The sequence below is a fragment of the Nocardioides sp. JS614 genome (assembly GCF_000015265.1).
Lineage (GTDB): Bacteria > Actinomycetota > Actinomycetes > Propionibacteriales > Nocardioidaceae > Nocardioides.
This window is the reverse complement of record NC_008699.1, coordinates 2,400,096-2,424,936: the sequence shown is the minus strand read 5'-3', so window position 1 is coordinate 2,424,936 and position 24,841 is coordinate 2,400,096. Positions and strand designations below refer to the sequence as shown.

At 70.9% G+C, this 24,841-nt stretch carries 25 protein-coding genes; 14 read left to right on the top strand and 11 right to left on the bottom strand.

Annotation, left to right across the window (positions count from 1 at the left end; all coding sequences use genetic code 11):
• Positions 1–75 precede the first annotated feature (75 nt).
• Positions 76–762, bottom strand: coding sequence for a hypothetical protein (locus NOCA_RS12970; protein ID WP_011755721.1), 687 nt, complete (start codon positions 760–762; stop codon positions 76–78).
• On the bottom strand, positions 759–1,538 hold the full coding sequence (locus NOCA_RS12965; RefSeq protein WP_011755720.1) for a hypothetical protein: 780 nt from the start codon (positions 1,536–1,538) through the stop codon (positions 759–761). The genes NOCA_RS12970 and NOCA_RS12965 overlap by 4 nt, the downstream gene beginning before the upstream one ends.
• Before the next feature lie 498 nt (positions 1,539–2,036).
• On the opposite strand from NOCA_RS12965, the gene NOCA_RS12960 reads away from it, so the two are divergent.
• Positions 2,037–2,252: a hypothetical protein gene (locus NOCA_RS12960; protein WP_041546523.1), complete on the top strand. Its 216-nt coding sequence runs from the start codon at positions 2,037–2,039 to the stop codon at positions 2,250–2,252.
• On the opposite strand, the gene NOCA_RS12955 is transcribed toward NOCA_RS12960, so the two are convergent.
• Positions 2,219–3,175 (bottom strand): ATP-dependent DNA ligase, encoded by a 957-nt coding sequence (locus tag NOCA_RS12955; protein ID WP_011755718.1) that lies wholly within the window; start codon positions 3,173–3,175, stop codon positions 2,219–2,221. The genes NOCA_RS12960 and NOCA_RS12955 overlap by 34 nt on opposite strands.
• Positions 3,176–3,237: 62 nt before the next feature.
• On the opposite strand from NOCA_RS12955, the gene NOCA_RS25850 reads away from it, so the two are divergent.
• Positions 3,238–3,540 (top strand): hypothetical protein, encoded by a 303-nt coding sequence (locus NOCA_RS25850; protein WP_011755717.1) that lies wholly within the window; start codon positions 3,238–3,240, stop codon positions 3,538–3,540.
• Positions 3,537–3,806, top strand: coding sequence for a hypothetical protein (locus NOCA_RS12945; RefSeq protein ID WP_011755716.1), 270 nt, complete (start codon positions 3,537–3,539; stop codon positions 3,804–3,806). The genes NOCA_RS25850 and NOCA_RS12945 overlap by 4 nt, the downstream gene beginning before the upstream one ends.
• Positions 3,807–4,048: 242 nt before the next feature.
• Here NOCA_RS12945 and dprA read toward each other — a convergent pair whose 3' ends face one another.
• From dprA to NOCA_RS12935, 3 genes are read right to left on the bottom strand one after another with little or no spacing between them, the layout of a single operon-like run.
• Positions 4,049–5,098, bottom strand: a complete 1,050-nt coding sequence (gene dprA / locus NOCA_RS12940; RefSeq protein WP_011755715.1) for a DNA-processing protein DprA — start codon at positions 5,096–5,098, stop codon at positions 4,049–4,051.
• Complete coding sequence (locus NOCA_RS27825) at positions 5,095–5,259, bottom strand: hypothetical protein (protein ID WP_011755714.1); 165 nt, start codon at positions 5,257–5,259, stop codon at positions 5,095–5,097. The genes dprA and NOCA_RS27825 overlap by 4 nt, the downstream gene beginning before the upstream one ends.
• Positions 5,260–5,273: 14 nt before the next feature.
• Positions 5,274–6,335 (bottom strand): DUF4192 domain-containing protein, encoded by a 1,062-nt coding sequence (locus NOCA_RS12935; protein ID WP_274378279.1) that lies wholly within the window; start codon positions 6,333–6,335, stop codon positions 5,274–5,276.
• On the opposite strand from NOCA_RS12935, the gene NOCA_RS12930 reads away from it, so the two are divergent.
• Together NOCA_RS12930 and NOCA_RS12925 are read left to right on the top strand one after the other, a co-directional pair.
• Positions 6,315–7,550: a tyrosine-type recombinase/integrase gene (locus tag NOCA_RS12930; protein ID WP_011751501.1), complete on the top strand. Its 1,236-nt coding sequence runs from the start codon at positions 6,315–6,317 to the stop codon at positions 7,548–7,550. The two genes, NOCA_RS12935 and NOCA_RS12930, sit on opposite strands and share 21 nt — an antisense overlap.
• An 8-nt stretch (positions 7,551–7,558) precedes the next feature.
• Positions 7,559–9,952, top strand: coding sequence for a site-specific integrase (locus tag NOCA_RS12925; RefSeq protein WP_011751502.1), 2,394 nt, complete (start codon positions 7,559–7,561; stop codon positions 9,950–9,952).
• Between the two features lie 34 nt (positions 9,953–9,986).
• Here the strand turns inward: NOCA_RS12925 and NOCA_RS12920 are convergent, their stop codons facing one another.
• Entirely contained in the window at positions 9,987–10,211 is a 225-nt protein-coding gene (locus NOCA_RS12920) for a hypothetical protein (RefSeq protein ID WP_041545920.1), read from the bottom strand.
• A gap of 264 nt (positions 10,212–10,475) precedes the next feature.
• Between NOCA_RS12920 and NOCA_RS12915 the strand changes: the two genes are divergently transcribed.
• On the top strand, positions 10,476–10,793 hold the full coding sequence (locus NOCA_RS12915) for a hypothetical protein (protein WP_041545921.1): 318 nt from the start codon (positions 10,476–10,478) through the stop codon (positions 10,791–10,793).
• Between the two features lie 373 nt (positions 10,794–11,166).
• Here the strand turns inward: NOCA_RS12915 and NOCA_RS12910 are convergent, their stop codons facing one another.
• Positions 11,167–11,556, bottom strand: a complete 390-nt coding sequence (locus NOCA_RS12910) for a single-stranded DNA-binding protein (protein WP_011755711.1) — start codon at positions 11,554–11,556, stop codon at positions 11,167–11,169.
• 726 nt (positions 11,557–12,282) lie between these two features.
• Positions 12,283–12,738 carry a hypothetical protein gene (locus tag NOCA_RS12905; RefSeq protein WP_011755709.1) on the bottom strand — a complete coding sequence of 152 codons (456 nt, stop codon included), beginning with the start codon at positions 12,736–12,738 and terminating at the stop codon, positions 12,283–12,285.
• A gap of 311 nt (positions 12,739–13,049) precedes the next feature.
• Between NOCA_RS12905 and NOCA_RS12900 the strand changes: the two genes are divergently transcribed.
• The 7 genes from NOCA_RS12900 (at position 13,050) to NOCA_RS12870 (ending at position 17,245) form a co-directional block, all read left to right on the top strand.
• Positions 13,050–14,630 carry a ParB/RepB/Spo0J family partition protein gene (locus NOCA_RS12900; protein ID WP_011755708.1) on the top strand — a complete coding sequence of 527 codons (1,581 nt, stop codon included), beginning with the start codon at positions 13,050–13,052 and terminating at the stop codon, positions 14,628–14,630.
• 115 nt (positions 14,631–14,745) lie between these two features.
• Positions 14,746–15,750: a DUF932 domain-containing protein gene (locus NOCA_RS12895; RefSeq protein ID WP_011755707.1), complete on the top strand. Its 1,005-nt coding sequence runs from the start codon at positions 14,746–14,748 to the stop codon at positions 15,748–15,750.
• A 76-nt stretch (positions 15,751–15,826) separates the two neighbouring features.
• Positions 15,827–16,123 (top strand): hypothetical protein, encoded by a 297-nt coding sequence (locus NOCA_RS12890; RefSeq protein WP_011755706.1) that lies wholly within the window; start codon positions 15,827–15,829, stop codon positions 16,121–16,123.
• Entirely contained in the window at positions 16,120–16,359 is a 240-nt protein-coding gene (locus NOCA_RS12885) for a hypothetical protein (RefSeq protein WP_011755705.1), read from the top strand. The genes NOCA_RS12890 and NOCA_RS12885 overlap by 4 nt, the downstream gene beginning before the upstream one ends.
• Positions 16,356–16,652 (top strand): hypothetical protein, encoded by a 297-nt coding sequence (locus NOCA_RS12880; RefSeq protein ID WP_011755704.1) that lies wholly within the window; start codon positions 16,356–16,358, stop codon positions 16,650–16,652. Before NOCA_RS12885 ends, NOCA_RS12880 begins: the two co-directional genes overlap by 4 nt.
• Positions 16,649–16,900 carry a hypothetical protein gene (locus tag NOCA_RS12875; RefSeq protein WP_011755703.1) on the top strand — a complete coding sequence of 84 codons (252 nt, stop codon included), beginning with the start codon at positions 16,649–16,651 and terminating at the stop codon, positions 16,898–16,900. Before NOCA_RS12880 ends, NOCA_RS12875 begins: the two co-directional genes overlap by 4 nt.
• Positions 16,901–17,014: 114 nt before the next feature.
• On the top strand, positions 17,015–17,245 hold the full coding sequence (locus NOCA_RS12870) for a hypothetical protein (RefSeq protein WP_011755702.1): 231 nt from the start codon (positions 17,015–17,017) through the stop codon (positions 17,243–17,245).
• 61 nt (positions 17,246–17,306) lie between these two features.
• Here NOCA_RS12870 and NOCA_RS25845 read toward each other — a convergent pair whose 3' ends face one another.
• Positions 17,307–17,834: a hypothetical protein gene (locus NOCA_RS25845; RefSeq protein WP_011755701.1), complete on the bottom strand. Its 528-nt coding sequence runs from the start codon at positions 17,832–17,834 to the stop codon at positions 17,307–17,309.
• A complete protein-coding gene (locus NOCA_RS12860; RefSeq protein ID WP_041546522.1) occupies positions 17,815–18,201 on the bottom strand; it encodes a hypothetical protein in 387 nt (128 codons plus the stop codon). Before NOCA_RS12860 ends, NOCA_RS25845 begins: the two co-directional genes overlap by 20 nt.
• Before the next feature lie 313 nt (positions 18,202–18,514).
• Between NOCA_RS12860 and mobF the strand changes: the two genes are divergently transcribed.
• The gene (gene mobF, locus NOCA_RS12855) at positions 18,515–24,445 is read left to right on the top strand and encodes a MobF family relaxase (protein WP_011755699.1); all 5,931 of its coding nucleotides are present in this window, start codon (positions 18,515–18,517) and stop codon (positions 24,443–24,445) included.
• Positions 24,446–24,841: the final 396 nt, after the last annotated feature.

Here is a 24,841-nt window from a genome sequence, read left to right as displayed (position 1 = left end):
ACGCGTCCTTCCCACCGGCCATGAGCGCATCATGCCGCGCCCCGCCGACAATGCCCGAGCTTTCAGTGCCCCCGATCAGGCACCGGCCGGTGCGGCGGCGATCGTGGCCACGACATCGTGGCCCAGTGAAGGGTCGATGTCGACGTGGAGGCCGAGGTCGGTGATCCGGCCGTCCTTGGGGTGCCAGTCGCGATCGGCTCGGGTGCGGCCGAGGAGCGGGTCGAGGGCGTCGATCGTTGGTTTCCAAAGGCTGAGCCAGTTCCGTTGCGGGCCGACGACGAACGCGACCTGCAGCTGGACGGCGCCGGCGGGGATCTCAGCGGCGCCGGCGACCGCGGCGCGCACCTGCTCCTTGTAGGCCTTGGTCTGGGACGAGGCGGTGGTCCGCAAGGTGTAGGTCGCCTCCGGTGCTGCCGTCTCGTGCGCGGGTGCGACGACGACGCTCGAGGTGTCCGCGTGCCGCTTTGTGCACCACACCGAGACCAGGTGCTCGCTCCGGAGGTGGGTGGCCAGCGGGAAGGCGTAGTTGTCCAGGTCGGCCATGTCGATGAGGTCGCGCCCTGCTGGCAGCCCGACGTCGAGCCGGAGCGCCCAGGGGCCGCTAACCATGGCGGGCGCCAGGAGGTCGGCGGTGTCCTCGAGGTACTCGCGCAGCCGGACCTGGTCGGGATCGGTGGCCTTGTTCCAGCTGGCCAGCCTTGGCGCCTTTCGGAGGATGAGCCCCTCTCCTTCCGGCCTCGCGTACCAGCGGGCGCGGGTCACGGCCGGTGCACCGCGCCGGTCTGGTCGACCCACCACACCTCGATCTGCGCCGCAGCCAGTGATCCGGCCGTCTCGGCGTGCAAGTCGCGGTAGCGCGGGAAGTCGGGCACGGCGATGACGCTGCGCCAGGTCGGTTCCTTGCCCCGCAGGCGCATCGCGGCCAGCACGGCCTGGGCGTACCAGTGGCCGGCCTGCGTGCTCGGGCTGGTTCGCTTGACCTCGCCGGCCCGAGCCGGGTCGGCGTAGCCGCGGCTGGGGAACCCCTTGACCTCGACGCCGACGGTCTGGCCGTCAAGCGAGGCGATCACGTCGATGCCCTGCTCCTTGGTGGCGGTGTTGGCCACCGACAGGATCCGCCACCCTTCGGCGGCCAGCGCGGTCACCAGGGATGCCTGGACGTTGGCCTCGGTGTGCCATTCGCCCGACAGCTCCGCTGGCTCCTCAAGATCGCGCGTGGGCGCCGCAGCAGCGGGCGATGTGGCCACGCTGCGGACCCTCGGCGGCTCGGTGCGCGGCTCGACGTCGCCGGCGACCTCGTACCCGAGCGCCGCCAGGTGTCGGCGGGCGGTGTTGGACATGAACTCCGATCGCGGGATGCCGGTGGCGAGCTCGAATGCCTGGATGACCGGGAACCAGGTGCCGTTTACCTTCACGGCGTGCTTGCGGATGGCGTCGGGGGCGACGTCCGCGAGCCGGCTCTCGACGTCCTGACGGGTCAGCTCGTAGCGGTGGCCGTTCAGGGTGAACCGAATCGACGTGCGGCCCTGAGTCTCCATGGCCAGAAAGTACGGCACCCGGCCGGCACGAGGAGACCGGTTGCCGTACTTCTCTCCGCCTTGGGGCTCTACCCCACGGGCGGTAGCGCCCCTCGATGATCCGGATGGGGTCGCCCATGCCGGCGTCGGTGTCGATCAGGTCGCGGTCGCGGCACCACTCCGCGACCGTGAGGACCGAGCCGAGCGGCCAGACCAGGCGCTCGGCGAAGACCTCGACCGGCACCTCGTCATCGACGGTCGGGCACAACTCGTCGTAGACCGCCATGAACCGCGCGACCGTGGTCGACGGCATCGGGGTGACCCCCGCCGGCATCTTCATCTTGTCAATCACCGTGCTCCTTTCGCGAGCACTCCGATGAGCGCTCCACCATATGTATCGGCATTTCGGCGCCCCAAACCCCGATCACGCCTGCGAGGGAGTACTTCGACCGCCCGGCGACCCGGGTGTCTACCCGTGTGGCGAGTCCGCTGTCGGCCCGCGCTTCTACACTTCGGCTCGTGCTCGCGATGACCGCTGCCCTCCAGGAGATTCCCCCTGACCACCGCGGCGGCTACGAGCTGGCGCGAGCCGATCTGTCGGCCACCGCGGCGTCCTACGACGAGGCGCTCGAGCGCATTCGGGAGCAGCTGCGGCCGGGCTGGCGCATTCCTCTCTCCGCGTCGACCGCGAGGGTCGATCCTCAGCTGGAGCGGTCCAGGCGCAGCCGGCGGTAACGGGTCAGGTGCCGCCACCGGCCGTGCTCAAACGCGGTGTCTGCCTCAACCTCGACGATCACCGTGGGGATCACCCGGGTGATCGCAACCGGCTCGCGGCTGAAACGCCCCAGCTGACGGGTGCCGAGTTCAGCCGGCCACGGGTGGTCATCGGTGCCGACGAGCACCGAGGCGAGCTCGACCGACTCCCTCGGAGTGAGCGGATGGGTCGCGCCGGCCACACGCAACGTGCCAGCGGCGTCTCGGAGGCCGAGGATCAGCCGAACCGGTTGGTCGACACGACCGATGACCGCCCCGACCGTGGCCTCGCGAGTGTTGCGGATACGGAACTTCACCCACCCCCGCTGACCAGGCAGGTAGCGCTGACCGGCTCCCTTGGCGACCAGGCCCTCCACACCGACGTCCGCCGCGTCGTACTCCGTCAGCCAGCGCTGCGCCTCCGCCGGGTCCGCGGTCTGCGGCGTCAGCTGCATCGGCGGCTGCCACGATCCCGCCAACTGCTCGAGCACTGCCCGGCGATCGCGCAGCGGCTTGGTCCGCAGGTCGACGTCGCCTGCAACCAAGACGTCGAAAGCTAGGAAGGAGGCAGGTGGGAGGTCCGCCGGCGACCTGCGGCGGCCGCGGTATGCCAGCCGCGGGGCCAGTGCCCCGAAGTCGAGTCGGCCGTCCCGCCACACGACGAGTTCACCGTCGATCACCGTGCCCGGCTCCAGCCGCTCGAGGGCGGCTTGGACGATCTCGGGGAACCCTGCCGCTAGGTCGGCGCCCTTGCGTGACCACACCCGGCACCCTGCGCCCGTGCGCTCGAGGATGGCCCGGTAGCCATCCCACTTCGGTTCGTAGACGGTGCCGCCCAGCAGGCCGCCGACCGCTGGCAGCGTGGCTGCCGGCTTGGCCAGCATCGGCTCCCAGGTGGTCGGCACCCATTCAGCGTACGAAACCAACGCCGCCCATCACTTCGAACAAGTGTTCTACGCTATGGGCCATGGTGGGCGGCGGCTACGGGCGCGGGGCGGGCATCCCCTTGAAGGACCGCGTGCGCGTCGACCGAGGCGTCCACCAGGAGCCAGCGCCGCCGCCGAGCGCAGCCGGGCCCGAGCACCCGGGGCGGCACTGCTGGGTCAGCGTTCCCGTCGACGCGTCACAACCACGCCCAGGCCTGCTCCTGGAGTGGCGGCGCGCCGGCCACCTGTGGGAAGGCCGAGTCGTCTACGTCGCGCAGTTGAGGCCCGGGCGCTGGGCCACGGTCGAGGAGTGGATCCCGGCCGAGCTGCTCACCACCGAGTGAGCGACGCCGTGTCTGCCAACCCGCCGAAGAACGACGCATGGCGGCCCTACGGCGACGTGCGGTTCGTGCTGATCCGGAATCCAGGCCGGCTCAAGCCGTCCCGGGGGCTGGTCCTCGATTGGAAGCGTGAGGGCCGGCGATGGGAGGCCCTGGTGGTGTGGCATGACGACGCGGCACTCAAACCGGTCGTCAAGATGGACTGGTTGCGGACGGAGAACCTGATTCCGGTGCCGGTCGATCCGAACTGGACCGGCCCTGGCAGCTAGGGCTCAGCTGGCCCAGTTGAGCAGGTCGGGCGCAGCATCCAGCACGCGCTCGACACTCACGGTCCACATCCAGTCAACGCGGACGGCCGCCGCGGCCGGGGGCTCACGGTCAGGGTGATCATCGGTGTTCTCCTTGTTCGTTTGCGTTCCTGGCGGCGACCTCGAGCACGCCTCCGTACTGTCAGCAGCGTAGGTGGCGCTTGGACGGAACCAGGGTTATCCACAGGCTGCTGAAGATCGCCTCAGCGACGGGGGGCGGCGACCGGGGCCACCGGGCCGGGGACGCCGCTCCGCATGGAGCTCACGGGGCCGGGAATGAACGACTCGTCGAGCTCCCCGGAGGCACCATCGGCGGAGGTGGCCGCAGCGTTGGCGTGGGTGGTGAGGTCGGTGATGACGTCCTGGGCGCTGGTCACCATGCTGGCCTGACCGAGCCGCACGAGCTGGTTGACGCCGGTAGACGCCGCGCTGCTGACGGGGCCGGGGACGCCCATGACGGGTCGGTGCAGGTTGGTGGTCCAGTGCGCGGTGTTGAGTGCGCCGCTGCGCAGTGCGGCCTCGACGACGACCGTTCCCTCAGACAGGCCGGCGACGACCCTGTTCCGGGCCAGGAAGCGGGTTCGGGTGGGGCCGGCTCCCGGGGGTGCCTCGGAGACGACAAGGCCGCGTTCGGCGATCGCCTCGAGCAGCTGGGCGTGTGCGGCCGGGTAGGGCCGGTCGACGCCGCCGGGCAGCACGGCGATGGTCGGGCCGCCGGCGATGAGGGCGCCGCGGTGCGCCGCCTGGTCCACGCCGTAGGCGAGGCCGCTGATGACGGTGTGGCCCATGGTGGCGAGGTCGCGGCTCAGCTCGGTTGCCTGCTCGGCGCCGTAGCTGGTGGCGGCTCGCGATCCGACGACCGCGACGGAGTTGCCGGCGAGCTGACGCAGGTCGTGCGCTCCGCGGACCCACAGGCCGACGGGTTCGCCGCCGCGTTCGTGGAGGGCGCCGGCATTGCGGAGTGCGCCGAGCTGGGTGGGCCACTCGGCGTCGCCGGGGACGATGAAGCGGATGCCGCGGGCGGCGGCCTGCTCAAGCACCTGGGCGGGGTCGACGCGGCCGAGCTCCTGGGCGAGCGCGAAGCCCCAGTGGGACTCGACGTCGCCGGCGGCCTCGAGGTAGCCGAGGACCTTGCCGGCGCCGAGCTCGCTGACCAGGCCGGTGACGCGGACGTCCCCGGGCTCGATGGTCCTGCTGAGGGTGACGCGGGCGAGCCGGTCAACGTCGTCGACGTCGGTGCGGGTGGTGCTCATGCCTGGCCTCCCCACAGCAGGTCGAGGTCGGGTTCGTGGATGACGTCGAGGCGCTTATCGGGGGCATAGGCCGCGGGCTCGGGCACCACCAGGCGGCGCAGCTGGCGCTCGGTGGCGCTTGTCTGGGCGTCGTCGATCGGGTCGGTGTCGTCGTAGTTCATCGCGCTGTCCCTTCTCAGCGGCCCGGGGCGGGGCGGTCGGTGATTGGCTGCGTGCTCGGCAGGTCCCGCGGGTGTTCGGGAGGCTTGGGCACGAAGGACTCGTCGAGCTCGCCGGCGAGGTCGCGCATCTGGGTCTGGTATCGCTCCCACTCGCGCGGGTGGATGCCGTTCTGCAGGGCCGAGGCGACGATGGCGGCCATGGAGTAGGGCCGGTCGGCGGGCACCTGGTCGAGGGCGCACCAGGCCTTGGCGCCATCGCCGTGCAGCCAGCTGGCGAAGCCGAGCATGGAGGCCGGCGCCGCGCGGACCTCGTCGGGGGCGCGTCGGGTCAGGTCGTTCCAGAGGGCCATGTGGGAGGTGTGGTTCTCCCTGCTCATGTCCTCCCACAGCGCGTCGCGGGTGCTGATCGTCTCCAGGGCCACCAGCATCCGTGCGCCGTCGACGTCGGAGATCCGGTTGCCGTCGGTGTGGAACTGCTCGAGCCGGTCCAGTGCCCAGTCCCGCTCGAAGGCGGGAGTGCTGCCCGCGGCCGCGGCCCGGGCCACGGGGATCAGCTGGGCGATCGGCTCACGGTCCCCGACCATGGACGCGGCCAGGGAGGCCCGGCTCGCGGCCGGCTGGGCGGCGCCGGTCAGCACGGTCGCGGCCGCGATCCGCTCGGCGGTCGCCGGGGTCTGAAGTCCGGTCTGGCCGGTGTTGAACTCACGCCACCGCTCCCCGTCCGCCCACAGCCGGATGTGCGTGGTGATACCCACGGTGTCGAGGTGGTTGGACAGATGCTGGCTGGCCAGCTCGGCGCTGCGGCGGTCCTCGGTGAAGCAGAGGATCGCCAGGCGCGCTCCGGGGCGGGCGTGGCGGCCGTAGGGGCCGCGGAGGGCGTCCCAGACCTCCTCGCGGTCGGCGGCCGTCTTCGGCAGGTCGACGCGGGTGATGGGGAGCCCGGGCCGGAAGGGCACGAGGACGATCGACTCCTCAGGCCATGTTGACCGGACTACCAGCGGGGGCCGGCTGATAGATGTATGCGCCCATGATGGTCGTCGTACGGGAGTCCTGGCTTGTCGCGTGATCTCGAACAACTGCAGATTGAGCGCTTGGGTTGCGTTCGCTCCGGTGGCTCCGGTGTTGCCTGGCTGGTCTACGACGACGCGGGCGATGCGGTTCGCCCGATCGCGGAGTTCCTCCGGGACTTCGCAGCGCGGGGCAATAGTCGGGGCAGCGTGCGGTCCTATGCCTATGGGCTGCTTCGGTGGTGGCGCTGGCTCGCGGCGGTCGGCGTGGAGTGGGACCGAGCCACCCAAGCAGAAGTACGTGACCTGACATTGTGGCTGCAGTTGCATCCTAAGCCGCGCCGGTCACAGCGGACCGTCTCAGCAGCGACAGCCGGGACGGTGAACCAGGTGACCGGCAAGCGCTACCTGGACGACCACTACGCGGCACGTACGATCCGGCACAGCAACGCGGTGGTCTCCTCGTTCTACGAGTTCTGGGGCGAGCAGGGGTTGGGTCCGGTGGTGAACCCGGTGGCGCGCGACCATCGCGGCCAGGGACGTTCGAACGCGCATCACAACCCGATGGAGCGGTTCCGTCCCGAGGGTCGGGTCCGGCACAACCCGAAGGTCCCGCGGCGTCAGCCGCGGGCGCTGCCGGACCAAGCCTGGGCAAATCTGTTCGACGCGATGGGCTCGAACCGGGACCGTGCGCTGCTGGCGTTGGCAATCAGCAACGGCGCCCGCGCGGCGGAGGTCCTCGGCCTGCGCGGCTGCGACGTGGACTGGGGCAACCAGCAGGTCCGGGTGATCCGCAAGGGCAGCCGTGCCGAGCAGTGGCTGCCGGGCAGCAACGACGCGTTCGTGTGGCTGCGGCTCTATCTGGCCGAGATCGGTGGCGTCGGCCCGGCTGACCCGCTGTGGGTGACGCTGCGCAGACGACGTGACGCCGACGGCAAGTTGGCCCGGATCCCGTTGAGCTACGAGGCGCTTCGGGCGGTGCTGCGCCGCGCAAACGCGAAGCTGGGCACCAACTGGAGCATGCACGACCTGCGCCACACCTGCGCGTTGCGGATGGCCGCCGACGAGCACGTCTCGCTGCGCGACGTCCAGACGATCCTGGGCCATGCCCACCTGGAAACGACCGCGGAGATCTATCTCGTCGAGGACGAGCGCCACACCGTGGAGCGGGTCGCCGAACACCTGGCCCGTCTGGCCAAGCCGAAGCCAGCCCCGGAGCCTGTCGACCGCGGCTACCGGGCCGCCGACCTGGCGGTGCTGTTCGGTGACGGGGTACTGCCTTGAGGAGCGTGTTGACCAGCGAGCAGCTGAAGGTCGCCGGGCCGTACTACCGCGAGCATCCCGAGCTGGTGGACCAGGTCTTCGCCGGGCCACACGACACCGCGGTGAAGGACGAGGTCTTGCGGCTGGTGGCCAAACTCCCGGACTGGCCGGTGACCGAGTACGCGAGCAATCGGCTGCTGGAAGGGGCAGATTGGGTGCTCGACTGGCTGCTCATCTTCCCCGGGGCCGGTTGGCGCGACCGATGGGTTGCGGCCGGTGCCGACACGAACCCGCTGGGCTGGCTGCCCGAGCGCCACGGCGAGGACCACCGCGACCCGAAGACGGTGCGCCAGATCGCAGTCGCAGGGATGCGCACCCTGATCGTGTCGCGGGTGGTCCTGCCCGGCCACGAGTTCTTCGCGACCTGGAAGACCAAGGGCTATCAACAGGTCCTGGTGCAGCAAGATCCCGCCCTAATCGCCCGGATCGAGGCGTTCGCCGAGCAGCATCAGATCAGCCGTCGCCAACAGCGCGACGTCTGGACGGTACTGGCCAGGATCATGCTCCACACCGGCAAAGACCTCCAGGACGTCAGCGCCGAGGACCTCTTCGAGCTGCGGGCCCACTACCGGGAGAAGCACGGAGTCCCCGCCGCCGGACTGGGACAGACCTGGACCCTGCTGGCCGGGGTCGGCATCTTGCCCAAGGACTCCTCCCTGCGTGCCGCGCTGCGCGTGGGGCAACGCACCCCCGCCGAGCTGGTCGACCGCTACGGGCTCGCTCCCGGGCCCGTGCGTGACCTGCTGGTGCGCTACCTGGCCGAACGGAAGACCAACGTCGACTACACCACCTTGAAGTCGCTCGCGCGGATGCTGGCCGGCAACTTCTGGGCCGACCTGGAGCGCCACCACCCCGAACTCGCCGGGAGCGACACCCTGGCCCTGCCCAAGACGACGGTGACCGCCTGGAAGGAGCGCCTGGCCGTCATCGTCGCCCCCGACGGGTCGAGGAGGCCGCGAGCCGACTTCCTCGACGTGCTGCTCACCGTGCGCTGCCTCTACCTGGACCTACGTGACTGGGCGCTCGATGACGCCACGCTCGCACCATGGGTGGTGGCCTCACCAGTCACCCGCGCCGACGTGGCCGGCAACAAGAAACGGAAGCTGGCCCATCAAGCCCGCATCCACCAGCGCATCCGCGAACGAGTGCCGCTGGTCCCGCGGATGCTCGCCAGGCTGGAACAGGACCGCCGCGACGCCGAGGCGATGCTGGCCCTGGCCAAGCAGACACCTGCCGATGCCTCATTCAACTTCAACGGTCGCACCTATCAGCGGATCAGCACCCGGATCCGTGGCGGCCGCGGCCTACCTCCCGACCTGGCCTACGACGTGGTCTGCGTTGAGACCGGCGAACGCTTCAGCGTCGGCCGGACCGAGGAGGACGCATTCTGGCTGTGGGCGGTCGTGGAGACGCTGCGACACAGCGGTGTGCGCCTGGAGGAACTCCTCGAGCTCACCCACCTTGCGCTGGTGTCTCACCGGCTGTCCACCACCGGCGAGCTCGTCCCGCTGCTGCAGATCGTCCCGTCGAAGACGAACGAGGAACGACTGCTCCTGGTCACCCCCGACCTTGCCCGCGTCCTGGCCGAGATCATCAGCAGACTGCGCAACCGCTACAACGGAGCCGTACCGCTGGTCGCGCGCTACGACAACTACGAAGCCACCACCGGGCCACCACTGCCGCACCTGTTCCAGCGTGACTACGGCTCCGGTCCGACGGCGATGAGCCCAACCATGGTCCGAGTCACCCTGCGGGAGGTGGCCGACCGGATGGGCCTGACCGACACCGCAGGCAACCCCATGCACCTGACCCCGCACGACTTCCGACGGGTCTTCACCACCACTGCCGTCCAAGACGGACTGCCGCTGCACATCGCCTCGCGGATCCTCGGGCACCGCCACCTCAACAGCACCCAGCCCTACACCGCCGTCTTCCAAGACGACCTAATCCGCACCTTCCGAACCTTCGTCGATCGCCGCCGATCAGCGCGACCGGCCGAGGAATACCGCGAGCCCACCCCCGAAGAGTGGGACGAGTTCGAGGAACACTTCGCCCTGCGCCGTGTCGAGCTCGGCTCCTGTGCCCGGCCCTACGGGTCGAGCTGCGAACACGAGCACGCCTGCATCCGCTGCCCCGTCCTGCGTGTCGACCCCGCCCAGCTCGACAGACTCGAAGCCATCGCAGCCAGCCTCCTACAACGCATCACAGAAGCCGAGGAACGCGGTTGGCCCGGTGAGGTCGAACAACTCACGATCAGCCTGCGCGCCGCCCAAGACAAGATCTTGGCCACCGCACCACCTCGCAAGGGCAGCGTGTTCCTGGGAGATCCAGCCATACCCCCGACGAACGCGCCGCAAGCCTGACCCCCGGGCCCGAGCCTGGCCGTAGAAGAAGCAGTTAGCCCCACCAAAGCCAGACGCCGGCGCCGGCGACGACCAGCACGACCGAAAGACCCACGAGCAGGTCGATCGCAAACTGGAACCGGCGCCAGGCGCGCCCTTCCCTGACGATCTGCTCAAGCATGCCCGGCCGCCATGGAGGTGGCTGACCGATCTCTTCCTCAAGCAGGGCGTGCAACCGATCCGGATCGATCGACTCCTGGTACGGGAGTTCCTCTGTCATCAGATCCCCTTTCGAGTGGTCCCGCCGTCGGCCCGCCTCGCGGAAAGCTCCTACAACCTAAGACGTAGCCAGTGGCGGATCCGTTGGCATCGATGCCGAACTTTCCGTGGCTTTTCGGCGAAGGCTCGGCGGACGGCATTGGCAAGCCACGGGCCAAATGTGATGCTGATCACAGCCGCGATCATCGGGAACGCGGCCACATCACCCGCTCGGGAGGGACCAACCATGAAAGCAGTTCGCGCAGCAGTCGTGCTCGGAGTGAGCATGTTCCTCGCCCTCAGTGCCAACCCGGCATGGGCCAACGACTTCCAGGCCACGACCACCGGCGCCCGAGCCAATTGGACCGATGTCCCAGACCGGCTCACCGCTACCGACACTGCCGCGGACGGAGACGCGGCCGTTGCCCAGCTGCGTCGACCCAACGGCACGATCGAGACCGTGATCGCATCCGGGGGATCCGGAACCAGCAACTCGCAGACCTTTTCCGGCATCACTGAAGACGCTGCGATCGAGATCCGGGCATGCCGTCGTAGCGGCGGCGTGATCGTCGGCTGCGGCTCCTGGGTCGGAGGGTTCTCCTGACAGGCCACAGCTTGACGTGAATCGGCACACCCCCTGGCTTGGCGCCTCGACAACGGATCGAGGCGCCAAGTGTTCTCTTCCATACGGTGTCACGGCACGGTCAGTACCATCTGGCGACGACGATGTAGATCGCCTCTGTGACGCGTCGGCGACCAGCGTGCTTGATGCGGCTGGTGCTCCGCGCGCCGCGACTCATGGCGACGTGACCGGAACGCAGGACGACGCCGACCTGACTCCGAGGGCGCGAAGCGCTCGCTCGCAGCGTGCTCCAGAGTCGCTAGTCCAGAAAAGCTTGAAGCCGAGGACGTGCGGCACTGCGGCGAGCAGCTCGTCCGGGGACTGTACGACGAGATCCATCGGAACCTCCGCGCGGTCAGCTGGCCTGAGCCGGGCGGGCGGCGCGCTCGATGCGCGCGGAGACGTACTTGAGCGAGACGCCGACCTCGCCGAAGCGATTGTCGACGACCACGACGTCCTTGGTGCGCTTCTCGCCGGTCTCCTTGTCCGGCCAGCTCTCGGTGCGCTCGAGGCCGTGGACGAAGATCGGGTCGCCGGATCCGCAGCTGTCGTGCACGTGCGTGGCGGCCGAGCCGAAGATCTTGACGTTGTGGGCAGTGGGCTCGTCGTTGACCCACTCCCCGTCGTCGTTCTGTACGCGCCGGTTGACCAGGACCCGACAGCTGACGAACGGCTTGTTCTCGCGGGTGGAGAGCAGCTCGGGAGCCTCGGCCAGGTTGCCGGCGAAGGTGACGGTGGTGGACATGACTTCCTCCTAGGTGACTGCGAGACGTTCGGATCGGTCCCGCAGTCACCTAGGTCCCATCGGGGTCCGGCAGCGATCACATCGGCCGAACTTGTTCGGATCCGCTCGTGCTCGCGTGGGACTGCTCAGCAGGGCACCAGGTAGTCGAAGCGGTACTTGAAGACGACGACGCGGATGCCCTTGTAGGTGGTTCGCCTGAGGCCGGAGAGTGGTAGTCGCCGACCCGGCACTCCGAGCTGGCCAGGTGGTTGTGCAGCCGCCACTGCCGGTTCATGAGGGAGCGGTAGGACTTCGTGGACCAGCTGCGCTTGACCAGGCAGCCGCGAAAGGCGTGCCGCATGCCGTCGTGGGCGTAGGAGGTGTCGAAGACGCTGTCGGAGGCCCAGATGACCATCCGGCAGCCCATGTCCTCGACGGGCTCAGCCGCGGCCGCCGGCGAAGTGGCGGACAGGCACAGTGCGGACGCCAGGACTGCGGCGAGGGTGGCCAGGACTGCTGGGTGGGTCGAGCCGCGTCGAGCGCGGCAGGGTGATCTGGACACGCGTTCCTCCTCGGTTCGGGCGGGACGCAGGCCGGCCCCGCAGTCACCTAGGTCCGCGAAGGGGTCCGGGGCGATCAACGAGGGCGCAAAGAAGCGCCCCGACCGGCTCTCGGGTACCGGATCGGGGCGCTAAGAAGCACGCTAGGCGTAGGCACCGACACAACCCGTGCCGGCGGCCAGCCGACCTACCGTGCCGGCCGGCGCCGCGGCGGCCGGTTGCTGAGCTTCTGCGGAGGCGGCGGCAGCTCGCGGCCCAGCCGCCGGCGGGCATCCTCGGCCGCGGCGATCACGGCCTCCTGGGCGAACGCGGAGCGGGCGAGCATCCGGCCGAGCTCCTGACGATCGGCCACGAGCGCGTCTTCGACCGCCTCGATGGTCGCGGCCGGCAGGTCGTGCTTCTTGTTGAAGCTCTTGCGGGTCACGCTGACCAGGGCGGGATGCTTCTCGCCCGCGGCCGCGAGCTCGGCCCGCTGCTGTGGTGAGCGCCGGGCGTGCAGCCCGAGCGCCTGGGCGAGCCAGCCGACGAACGAGCCGGGCGAGTCGACGTCGGTGTCCAGGTCGGCGATGTAGGCCGATCGCGCGAGGTCCCACACGCCGGGCTTCCAGTAGATCCCGACCGGGATCGTGGTCTGGCTCGTCACCTGATCACTCCCCTGGTCACGGCCGCCGGCGTCGAGCCGCAGCGGCTAACACCAACGCCACTGCATTCCCGGTCGGGGCCCTCCGCAGCCGTTCTCACCCTCGCTCGATTCCTTCCGTTCCAGCCAGCTACGAGGTGCAGCTGCGCCACGCCGCCGCAGCGGAGTCCGCGCCCGCCGAGGCCGGGGTTATCCCCACCCTCACCGGGTGCCCACCTTTCCACAGGTCCGCCCTGTGCCCCGGTAGGCGTCGGCCCCCGCGGGGAGACTTAGGCCTGTCAGTTCTTTCTATTCTACCTACGGAGGACCGCAACATGACCGACACCATCCAGACCCCCGCCGACACCGCCGCCGACGCCGTCCAGGCCGAGGAGTTCGCGTACCTCGACCCCGCCGACATCATCATCGGCACCAACGTCAGGACCGACCTGCGACCCGACCACAAGGAGTTCCGCAAGTCGATCAAGGAGCGCGGCGTCCTGGAGGCCGTCACGGTCTACCGCAACGAGAACGGCCAGTACGTCCTGCTGCGCGGCCAGCGCCGCACCGTGACCGCCGCCGAGGTCGGCACCCCCACCGGCCTGATCCCGGCCCGTGTCGTGCCCCAGCCCGCCGACGCCGACCGGATCGGTGACCAGATGGTCGAGAACATCCACCGCGCCGGGATGCGCGAGGCCGAGATCGTCGCGGGCGTGGAGCAGCTGGCCCTGCTCGGCGTGAGCGCCGCGCAGATCGCCAAGCGCACCAGCATCGACCGCCCCACCGTGAACGCGGCCCTGGCGGTCACCAAGGCCGACCAGACCCGCAACCGGCTCGACTCCGGCGACCTGACGCTGGAGGAGGCCGCGATCTTCGCCGAGTTCGAGCACGACCCCGAGGCCGTCCAGCGCCTGGAGAACACCAAGCAGTGGCGGCGATCGCTCGCACATGAGGCCCAGCGGCTGCGCGACGAGGCAGCCGAGCGCGAGGCCGACGCCGCCGAGGTCGAGCGGCTGCGCGCCGAGGGCCTGCCGGTGCTGAGCGCGGAGGAGGTCGCAGAGGCCGACGAGGTGCTGCGCATCGAGCGGCTGGTCACCGGCGAGGGTGAGCCGCTGCCCGAGGAGGAGTGGCCCAACGTTCCCGGCGCTCGCGTTCACGTCGTCAAGGAGTGGGTCTACCCCGAGGACGCGTACGACGAGGAGAGCGAGGACGGCACCGACGAGGAGGACGAGGACTACGAGCCCGCCGAGCCTTACCAGCAGTACGTGCCGGTCTGGGTCGTCACCGACCTCGACGCCTCCGGCCTGCGTCGTCGCGGCGGAGGGTCCGGCAGCACCACCGCCGAGAGCGGCGACGAGGGCGAGAGCGAGGAGGAGGCCGAGGCCCGCCGCGAGGAGCGCCGCCGCGTGATCGCCAACAACAAGGCCTGGGCGAGCGCGGAGACGGTGCGCCGCGAGTGGCTGGCCACCTTCGTGGCCCGCAAGACCGCCCCGAAGGGAGCCGAGGCCCTGATCTGCGAGGCCGTCGTCACCGGCCACCACTCGCTGAGCAAGGCCATGGACCACCGGCACCCGATGCTCTTCACGCTGCTCGGGATCGACGTCCCGACTGGCTACTACGGCGCGGGGTACGAGGAGTGCCACAAGATCGCGACCAAGGCGAGCACGCCGAAGGCCGCGACCATGACCACCCTCGCCGCCGTCGTGGCCGCGTGGGAGGCCACGACCGGCAAGCACTCGTGGCGCAACCCGACAGCGTGGGACGCCCGCGTGCTCGGCGCGCTCGTGGAGTGGGGCTACCAGCCCAGCGAGGTCGAGCGGATCCTGCTCGGCGAGGAGCCGCAGCCGAGCACCACCGAGGACGCCAGCGACAACGCCGACGAGGCCAGCGGCGAGGCGAGGGACAGCGCCGCCTGACCCGCTCCCCTCCCCCACCTGAGGGCGGTTCTCCCTGTGGAGAACCGTCCTCAGTGGAATAGAAACCATAGACTGAACTCAGTTCGTTTGATTCCGACACCGGGAGGACCCCGACATGGCCCACGAGATCGAGACCCACGGCACGCAGGCAGCAGCCGTCTTCGCCCGCAAGGACGCCTGGCACCGCCTGGGCACCACCGTCCGCGACCGCGCGTTCACCGCCGAGGAGGCCATGCGGCTCGGCCACCTGGGCGGCTGGTACGTCCGCAAGTTGCCGCTCACCACCGCCGAGGTCAGCGAGGTCGGCGTCACCGCGATCGAGGTCCCCGGCTTCGCCACGGTGCGCACCAACCCGTTCACCGGGGCACCCGAGGCGCTCGGCGTCGTCGGCGGCGGCTACACCCCGCTGCAGAACGAGGACCACGCCGAGTTCCTGAACCTGCTGGCCGAGGAGTCGGGCGCGATCTTCGACACCGCCGGTTCGCTGCGCGGCGGTCGGCAGGTGTTCATCACCATGCAGCTGCCGGACTCGCTCACGGTCGGCGGCACCGACCGCGTCGACCTGAACATCGCGGCGCTCAACAGTCACGACGGCTCCAGCGCGTTCCGCATCCTCGTCACCCCGGTCCGCGTCGTGTGCGCGAACACCCAGAGCGCGGCCCTGCGCAACCACGAGTCGTCGTTCTCGATCCGGCACACCCGCAACGCCAAGGCCGCCGTCCAGGCCGCCCGCGACGCGCTCGGGCTGACGTTCACCTACGTCGACGCGTTCCAGGTCGAGGCCGAGCGGCTGATCCAGCAGACCATGACCGACGCTGCGTTCGACGCCCTGATCGACGCCACGTTCGGCAAGGCCGAGGCCAACGGCACCAAGCGGGTCCGCGAGACCGAGCGCCGCCGCCGCTCCCGGCTGCACTGGCTGTTCGCCGACGCCGACACGCAGGCCGGCATCCGCGCCACGGCGTGGGCCGGCTACCAGGCCGTGGCCGAGTACGTCGACCACTACGCCCCGGTCCGCACCAAGGGCGACGAGCACGCCGCCCGGGCCACGCGGGTGCTCACCAGCGACGACCCCGACCGGATCAAGCGACGCGCCTGGACCGCGCTCGCTCCGGCCTGACCGTCCCGCCAGTTCCTCCGGTGGCGGGCTGAGACCCCGAGTCCGGCCCCCCACCGGCCCAACTGAAGGAGGAGCCATGACCGACACGACCACCCACGTCATCACCGCACTCGCCGACACCGACAGCACGCCAGTGGAGTGGCACACCGTGGACGCCGACGACCGCTGGCCGGGTCGCTGGACCGCGCACACCGCAAGCGTCCACGCGCACGGGCGCATCTACCTGATCCGGATCACCCCCGGCGACTGTGCGACCTACCTCGCGCCGGGGTTCTACGCCGACATCGACGGTGGCTACGGCCAGCGCTGGGGGATGCGCACCGCCACGCTCGACGAGGCCAAGCGCCGCGCAGTCGAGGACGTGCTGCGATGAGGCAGCCGACCGCCCCCGCCGCCGACGTCGCGGCCAGCGCTGCCAAGGACCGGCACCCCCTCAGCGAGACGGCCTGCGACCTGATCGTCATCGAGAACCGCCTGCGCGACGTACGCCGCTGGACCCCCGAGACCGCCCGCGCCCACCTGGACGCGGCCCTGTCCAGCCTCGCCACGGCGCTGGACGCCCTGCACGCCGAGCACACCCACCGCAGCGCCGAACAGGAGCAGTCATGACCGAGCAGACCCAGCCGGACCCGGCCGGCACCGTGATCAGCGCGGACGACCAGCGCGCCATCCGCGTAGCCATGAACGCAGTTCCCTACGCGGCTGACCTTCGCGTGCCGATCCCGACACGCGGAGACCTCAGCGCCCGCGACGTTGTCGCCTTCCTCGACGGCCTGCGGGAGGTGCTGACCGAGGTCGCCGCACGAGCCGACGATCAGCACCGGCGTCTGCTCACCATGGAGTCCGACGTGGCGGCGTTCCGCCGCCTCATCGGCACCGCACCCGTCGAGGTGACCCCGTGAGCGCGCACATCGAGTGGCTGGCAGCCCGCGAGACCAGCGTCCAGGTGTTCACCCCCGGCGAGGACTGGGTGGGTGCCGGTGAGCACCGCCAGCCGGTCCTGACGCTGGCCGGTGACGACGTGGTGGCGATCCAGGGCACGCCCGCCGAGCTGCGGGCGCTGGCCGCCCGGATCACCGCCGTGGCGACCGCCGCATCCGGGCGGCTCGACCTCGCCGCCGCGACCGCCCGGGAGGACCAGCCAGCATGAGCGACGACGCCACGCTCCGCGCCCTGGAGGCCCGCGCCACCCCGGCCGTGGACTCCGGACGGTGACAAGATCCGCGCCACCGCCGCCGACGCCCTGATTCCCGACAACGTCCTCGTGGCCTACTACACCGGGCACGACCACCGGCTCGGCCTCAAGGCCACCGGCCACGCCGCCGATGTCGAGTTCATGGCCGCCGCTCGTGCCGCACTCCCCGACCGGCTCGACCGGCTCGACCGCATCCGCGCTCTTCACGCCAAGTGGGGCGAGCAGTCGCCCGAGGACGCGGACGGCTACCTCGACCTGTGGGAGACGCTCGGTCGGCTCCTCGACGGCGAGCCAGCCTGACCAACAATCGCAAGGCCGCCCGCACCCTCGACGGTGCGGGCGGCCTTCTGCGTCGGGCTCGTCACCAGAGCGTCAGTTGCTCGCCCAGCAACTCCTGGAGCCGCGCGAGGTCGTCGGCAACCAGCTGCGGGTCCTCACGCGCCAGGTCGCGCAGTTCCCGCGCCCGCCGACGCGGCCCACGCGGGTCGGCCAGCGGGCTGTACGGCAGCCGCCGCTGCACCGACCACTCCCGGCGGTTCTGCGCCGCGCTCGACACCACGACGTGATCCGGTGCGATCCGCTGACACAGCGGGTTGTGACACCGATGCCCGAGCAGCCGCGCCTCCGCGAGCGCCTCCACGCCGCGCATGACCGCGTACGCGAACCGGTGGGCGATGATCACCCGCCCCGGCGCGTACCAGAACCGGCCGTGGCCACCGCCAGACGTGCGCTCCCGCTCCGAGCGGCCAGCCACGGCCCCGGTCCACCACAGGCACTCACTGCCGGGCACCGTGGCGACCTTTGCCCGGTAGCGCGTGATCACTGCCGGGTCCGCCAGCGCCGCCGCGACCGCCGCGAGGCCGGCGTCATCAAGCCGCCGAACCGGCACCCGCTCCCCCGTTCTCGGCCGCTGCGTCGGGCTCCCGCTCTGCGGCCGCGCCGCCCTCAGCCTCCGCGCTGCCGTCCGGTGCGGCCAGTCGCCGCAGCCGCGTCGCCTCCCGCACGGTGATCGTCTCGCCGCACCACTCGACCGCCTCGCCCAGTGACAGCCCCTCGACCTCGGTCAACTCCCGCAGCGCATCCCCGGCGCGCTTCTCGGTCTCGGCCACCGCCGCGTCGCGCTCACCGATCGCGACCATGACCCGTTCGGCCAGGTCGACCACCCGGCGCTCCCGCTCCTCGCGCTCGCGCCGCCGCTTCTCGGCCATCTCCCGCGCCGTACGCCGCGCCTGCTGCTTGATCGTCTGCTGACTCATCCGGTCCTCACTCGTGTCGACATGGACTCTGACAGTCACCTACGACAGATCCCGGTCCCCGTGCGATCACCACCGGCCAAGAAACCTTCCGAATCCGCCAATCTCGACCCCAGCCAGCCCCGCCCACCTCACCCAGTCCGAACCCGACGCCCGAGCCGTCACCCACGTCCCTCAGCGTCCCCCCAGATTTCCGCGACCTCCCAAGTGCCACACACCTCTTGCATTCTCGGTCTGCCGAATAGAAAGAACACAGCACGAATCTGGCCGGAAGTGATCGCACAGACCGCCCGCGCGCACGTAGGTGACCGTGACGATGAGCCTCCACAAGCTGACGGCGGGGTCGGGGTACGACTACCTGACCCGCCAGGTCGCAGCGATGGACGCCACGGACAAGGGCCACACCGGCCTCGCGAGCTACTACACCGAGAAGGGCGAGACTCCCGGCGTGTGGGTCGGCTCCGGCATGGAGGGACTCGAAGGGCTCGACGCCGGCGACATCGTCACCGCTGACCACATGCAGAGCCTGTTCGGCTCCGGTCACCACCCGCTGGCCACCCAGCGGACCAAGGACCTGGACCTACGCATCGGCCGCGACGGCGTCGACCGGCCGACCTACGCGGACTACAAGACGGCCCGCCAGCTCGGCACGCCGTACAAGGTCTACGAGAACGACATCAGCCCGTTCCGGATCGAGGTCGCCAAGCGCATCGCGGCCCTCAACGAGGCCGCCGGCCTGCCGGGTGACTGGCCGGTCCCCGCGGCCGACCGGGCCAAGGTCCGCACCGAGGTCGGCACCGAGTTCTTCCGTGCTGAGCACGGCCGTGAACCCGCCGACGCACGCGAGCTGGCCGCCGCGATCGCCAAGCACTCCCGACCGAAGACCAACGCGGTGGCCGGCTACGACCTGACCTTCTCCCCGGTCAAGAGCGTCTCGGTGCTGTGGGCGATCTCCGACCCGAAGACCGCCGCGGTGATCGAGCGGGCCCACCAGGCGGCGATCAAGGACGCGCTGGGCTTCATCGAATCCAAGGCACTGTTCACCCGCCGAGGCACCAACGGCGTCCGCCAGGTTGACGTCCGCGGCCTGGTCGCCACGGCGTTCACCCACCGCGACTCCCGCGCGGGAGACCCTGACTTGCATACGCACGTCGCCGTGGCGAACAAGGTCCAGACGCTCGACGGCAAGTGGCTGGCCATCGATGGCCGGCCGCTGCACAAGGCGGTGGTCTCGGCCTCGGAGACCTACAACACCGCGCTCGAGCGGCACCTGGTCGACGCCCTCGGCGTGCGGTTCGAGGAGCGGCCGAACGAGGACGCCCGCAAGCGGCCGGTGCGCGAGATCGTCGGCGTCGACCCCGAGCTGAACCGCCGCTTCTCTAAGCGCCGCGCCAGCGTCGAGGACCGCCGCAAGGTCCTCGCGGCCGCGTTCCAGGCCACCCACGGCCGCCCGCCGACGCCGGTGGAGACCATCCAGCTGTCCCAGCAGGCGACGCTGGAGACCCGCGAGGCCAAGCACGAGCCGCGCTCGCTGGCCGAGCAGCGCGAGACCTGGAGCCGTGAGGCCATCGAGGTGCTGGGCACCCCTCAGCGGGTCGAGCATATGGTCCACGGCGCACTGAACCCGAAGGGCGCAGCGCGGTCGCTGGCCGACTCGGCCTGGTTCGCCAAGACGACCGACCGGATCGTGGCGACGATGGAGGGAGCTCGGAGCACCTGGCAGTTCTGGCACGTCTACGCCGAGGCCCAGAGGCAGGTCCGGGGCGCCAACGTGCCCACCAACCAGGTCCCCCACGTCGTCGACCTGCTCGTAAGCGAGGTCCTCGACGGCCGCTCGGTGAGCATGGCCCGCGCCTGGGACGCCATCAGCGAACCGGTCGAGCTGCGGCGCGCGGACGGGACCTCGGTCTACACCCAGAGCGGCGCCGAGCTGTTCACCTCGGGCAAGGTACTCGCCGCCGAGCAGCGCCTGGTCGAGGTCGCCGGCCGGCACGACGGGTACGCCGTCACGACCGACTCGGTCGACCTGGCGCTGCTCGAGTCGACCGCCAACGGCATCACCCTCAACGCCGGACAGGCAACGCTGGTCCGCGAGATGGCCACCTCCAGCGCCCGGCTACAGCTGGCGATCGCGCCCGCCGGATCCGGCAAGACCACCGCGATGCGAGCCCTGGCCAGCGCCTGGGCTGATGGCGGCGGCACCATCATCGGCCTGGCTCCCTCAGCAGCGGCCGCGGACGCGCTGCGCTCCCAAATCGACACCCAGACCGACACCCTGGCCAAGCTGACCCACTCGCTCGAGCAGGCCCGCGAGTCCGGCGCCGCGATGCCCGCCTGGGTCGCCCGCATCGACTCCTCCACCCTCGTGGTCATCGACGAGGCCGGGATGGCCGACACCCTCTCGCTGGACGCAGCGGTCTCCTACATCCTCGAGCGCGGCGGCAGCGTCCGACTGATCGGCGACGACCAGCAGCTCTCCGCGATCGGCGCCGGCGGCGTGCTGCGCGACATCCGCGCCACCCACGGGGCACTGCAGCTGACCGAGCTCGTCCGGTTCAAGGATCCCGCCGAGGGCGCCGCCTCGCTCGCGCTGCGCGAAGGCAAGCCCGAGTCGCTCGGCTTCTACCTCGACCGCGACCGCGTCCACGTAGGCGACCTGGCCACCATGACCGAGGACGTCTTCGCGGCCTGGCAGGCCGACCGTGCCGCCGGCCTGGACTCGATCATGCTCGCCCCCACCCGCGACCTGGTCAGCGAGCTGAACCAGCAGGCCCGCGCCCACCGGCTCGAAGGAATCGAGCCGGCCGACGTCGCCGCCAGCGGACCGGTCCGCCGGCTCGCCGACGGCAACGAGGCCTCGATCGGCGAACTGATCATCACCCGCGAGAACGACCGTCGCCTGCGTACTTCGGCCACCGACTGGGTGAAGAACGGCGACCGCTGGAACGTGCTGGAGATCCACGACGACGGCGACCTGACCGTCCAGCACACCCAGCACGGCCGCACCGTGCGGCTGCCCGCTGACTACGTCGCCCGATCCTCCGAGCTCGGCTACGCGTGCACCGTGCACACCGCCCAGGGCGTCACCGCCGACACGATGCACGGCCTGGCCACCGGCAGCGAGTCGCGCCAGCAGCTCTACACGATGATGACCCGCGGCGTGCACGCGAACCACGTCTACCTCGAGGTCGTCGGCGACGGCGACCCGCACTCGGTGATCCACCCGACGCTGGTCCGGCCGCTCACGCCGACCGACATCCTCGAGTCGATGCTGGCGCGCGACAACATGCAGCGGTCCGCGACCAGCCTGCTGCGCGAGCAGGCCGATCCGGCCACCCGGCTCGGCGAGGCGGCACAGCGCTACCTCGACAGCCTCTACGTCGCCGCGGAGGACTTCCTGCGCCATGACGACGTCGGCCAGGACGCCAACGGCGCCCCGACCAACGTGGTCGACGCCCTGGACAACGCGGTCGAAACGCTCGTCCCCGGGCTCTCGGAGGAGGCCGCCTGGCCAACCTTGCGTGCCCATCTGCTGCTGCTCGGCGCGGCCGGCCAGAACCCCGTCGACGCGCTCCGGGCGGCCGCCGGCGACCGGGAGCTGGAGACCGCGCACGACCGCGCCGCGGTCCTCGACTGGCGCCTGGACGCCTCCGGCTTGCGCAACGCCGGCGCAGGGCCGCTGCCGTGGATGCCCGCGGTCCCGGCCCGCCTGGCTAAGGACCCGCACTGGGGCGCCTACCTCTCCCAGCGCGCTCACCTGGTCGAGCAGCTCGCCGACCAGGTCCGAACGCGGGCGACCGACCAGGCCGCACTACCGGCGTGGGCACAGAACGGCCTCCGGCCCGAGGCCGCCACGGTCGCCAACGTCGAGGTCTGGCGGGCCGCCATGCAGGTCCTGGTCGACGACCGGCGACCGACCGGTGCACCGCAGCTGCAGAAGGCCTCCGCGACCTGGCAGCGACGGCTCAACCGCGCCGTCACCGGCGACCACACCCCGGCGCTCAAGGAATGGCGCCAGCTGCTCTACTCGCTCGCCCCGCAGGTCCGCGACGACGAGTTCACCCCGCTGCTCGCCGAGCGACTCGCCGCGATGTCGCGCGCCGGCGTCACCGCCCACGAGCTGCTGCGCACCGCCACCGCGGCCGACCACCCGGCCGGGCCGCTGCCCGACGAGCACGCCGCGGCGGCCGTGTGGTGGCGCATGGCCCGTCAGCTCACCCCGGCCGTTGCCTCCCAGATCGGCGACGGTTCCCACGGTGAGAGCGTCACCACCGAGTGGACCCCGCGGCTCGCGGATCTGTTCGGTCCCGAGCGCGCCGCGAGCATCCAGGCCAGCACCTGGTGGCCCGCGCTCGTCGCGAACGTGGACCACGGCATGCAGCGCGGCTGGCAGGCCGAGGCTCTGCTGGGTGCCGGGCGGGCGATGCCGAGCGACGGCTGGGAGGGCGTCGACGAGTGCCAGGCGCTGGTCTGGCGGACCTCGATCGCGCTGGAGACCGCTCCCGACGAGCACGCGCACGAGTACCACTTCGACGAGCCGCCCGCAGACCTGTGGGACGGGATCGAGCCGGACCCCGCGACGCTCGTCGACCACGCCACCGACCCCGACTGGGGCGACTGGCCGCTCGCCGAGGACCCCGGCCCGTACGACGAGCACCTGGTCGACGTCGACGAGAACGCGGCCGACGAGCACGTGGTCGACGCCGTCGCTGGCGACCTGGTCGACGTCGACGAGGACCAGTTCGTCGAGCCCGACCTGACGCTGGCCGCCTACATCCGCGACCTCGGCGGCAGCCGACTGGAGCCCACCGACGCCGACCTCCGGCTCATGTACCAGCGGGCTGACGAGTGGCACTCCTCCCCCGTCTCGCGTGAGCGCATGCTCGAGATCAACGACATGGCACAGGCCTTCTTCGAGGCCCGGTTCACCGACTCGTGGGGCCGCGACTACCTCACCGGACGGTTCGGCATCGACCTCGCCGGCGACGAGCGGTTCCGTCCCGGTCAGGCGCCAGCCGGGTGGACCAACCTGGTCGACCACCTGCGCGGCCGCGGTGTCAGTGACGCCGAGATGGTGGCCACCGGCGTCGCCATCGAGGCCAGCACCGGTCGCCTCATCGACCGGTTCCGCGACCGGGTGATGTTCCCGGTGATCCACCAGGGCGAAGTGCTCGGCTTCGTCGGCCGCCGCCGGCCCGACCTCACCGACGCCGACAAGGGCGGCCCCAAGTACCTCAACACAGCCGACACCCCGCTGTTCCACAAGGGCGCCCAGCTATTCGGTGTCGTCGACGAGCTGCTCGCCGAGGGTGCGGTCCCAGTGATCGTCGAGGGCCCGATCGACGCCGTGGCGGTCACGCTGGCCAGCGCCGGCCTCTACCTCGGCGTGGCGCCGCTCGGCACGTCGCTGACCGACGAGCAGGCCGCCCAGCTGGCTGCCGTCGGCCGCGACCCGATCGTGGCCACCGACGCCGACCTCGCTGGCCAGGTCGCGGCCGAGCGCGACTTCTGGATGCTCACCCCGCACGGCCTCGACCCCGGCTTCGCGCGGTTCCCCGACGGCCTCGACCCCGCCGACCTGCTCGCCCAGCGCGGGCCCGCTGCGCTCACTGCCGCGCTGGCCAGCGGCCAGCCCGCCTTCCGCTCGCTCGGTGACCAATTGCTCACCGAGCGCCTGGACAACCTCGCCCCGGAGCAGGCACAGATGGCCGCTATGCGGGTCATCTCGGCACGTCCCAGCCGCGCCTGGGAGCCGGGCGCCAACCAGGTCCGGGCCCGCCTGCAGCTCTCCCAGTTGCAGGCGCGACGCGACCTGCGCGACGCGATCAAGACCTGGGATGCCGACCCGCGGAAGGCGGCACTGGCCGAGCTCCACAAGAGCAGCGAGGTTCGCGCACGGCTCTCGGCCGCGGCCGAGAAGACCCCGGCCGAGCGGTGGGCCCCACTGGCTCGCGAACTCGACCCGCGGCTGCTCGAGCAGGGCGACTGGCCGGCCACCGCCGCGATGCTGCAGCAGGCCCACGAGCAGGGTCACGACGTCGGCGCCGCCACGCGCGGCCTGGTCGCTGAGAAGCCCCTGGGCGACAGCCCGGCCCGTGACCTGCGCTACCGGATCGTGTCCCGCCTCGAGATCCCGATCGACACCGGCGAAGGCACCCCGGCGCCGACCCAGTCGCAGGGCGTGGCACGAGATCGGCAGGACGTGAACCGTCCGCGGCCGCCCCGCCGCGGTACCCCACGCCGCTGACCCCCTCCGGACGCCCGCACGCTGGCGTCACGGTAAGACCAGCTGCACGATCCTGTGGTCGCGGTGACAGCGGCCTCCGCAGCCGGTCTCGTCGATCAACGTCTTGGCCTCCAACGCACTATCAGCCGTCTGGTGCAGGGACACGGCTCCGTGCCGGTACCTGACAGGCCCAGAAGGTCTGCACGCCACCAACGCGATAGCTCCTTCGCCGGAGACCCAAGGAGCGTCGTTCCAGATGCACTTCGCCATCGTCAGGAAGGTCCTGTGCTTACGTGAGCAATTGTGCTGCCGCCAAACTGGTCCCAGATCGGTTGGAGTCACGATCGTCATCCTCACGCAGCGAGAAGCCAGGGGTCTACCGAGGCCTCAGCCGACCGGATGGACTACGTCGGCTGC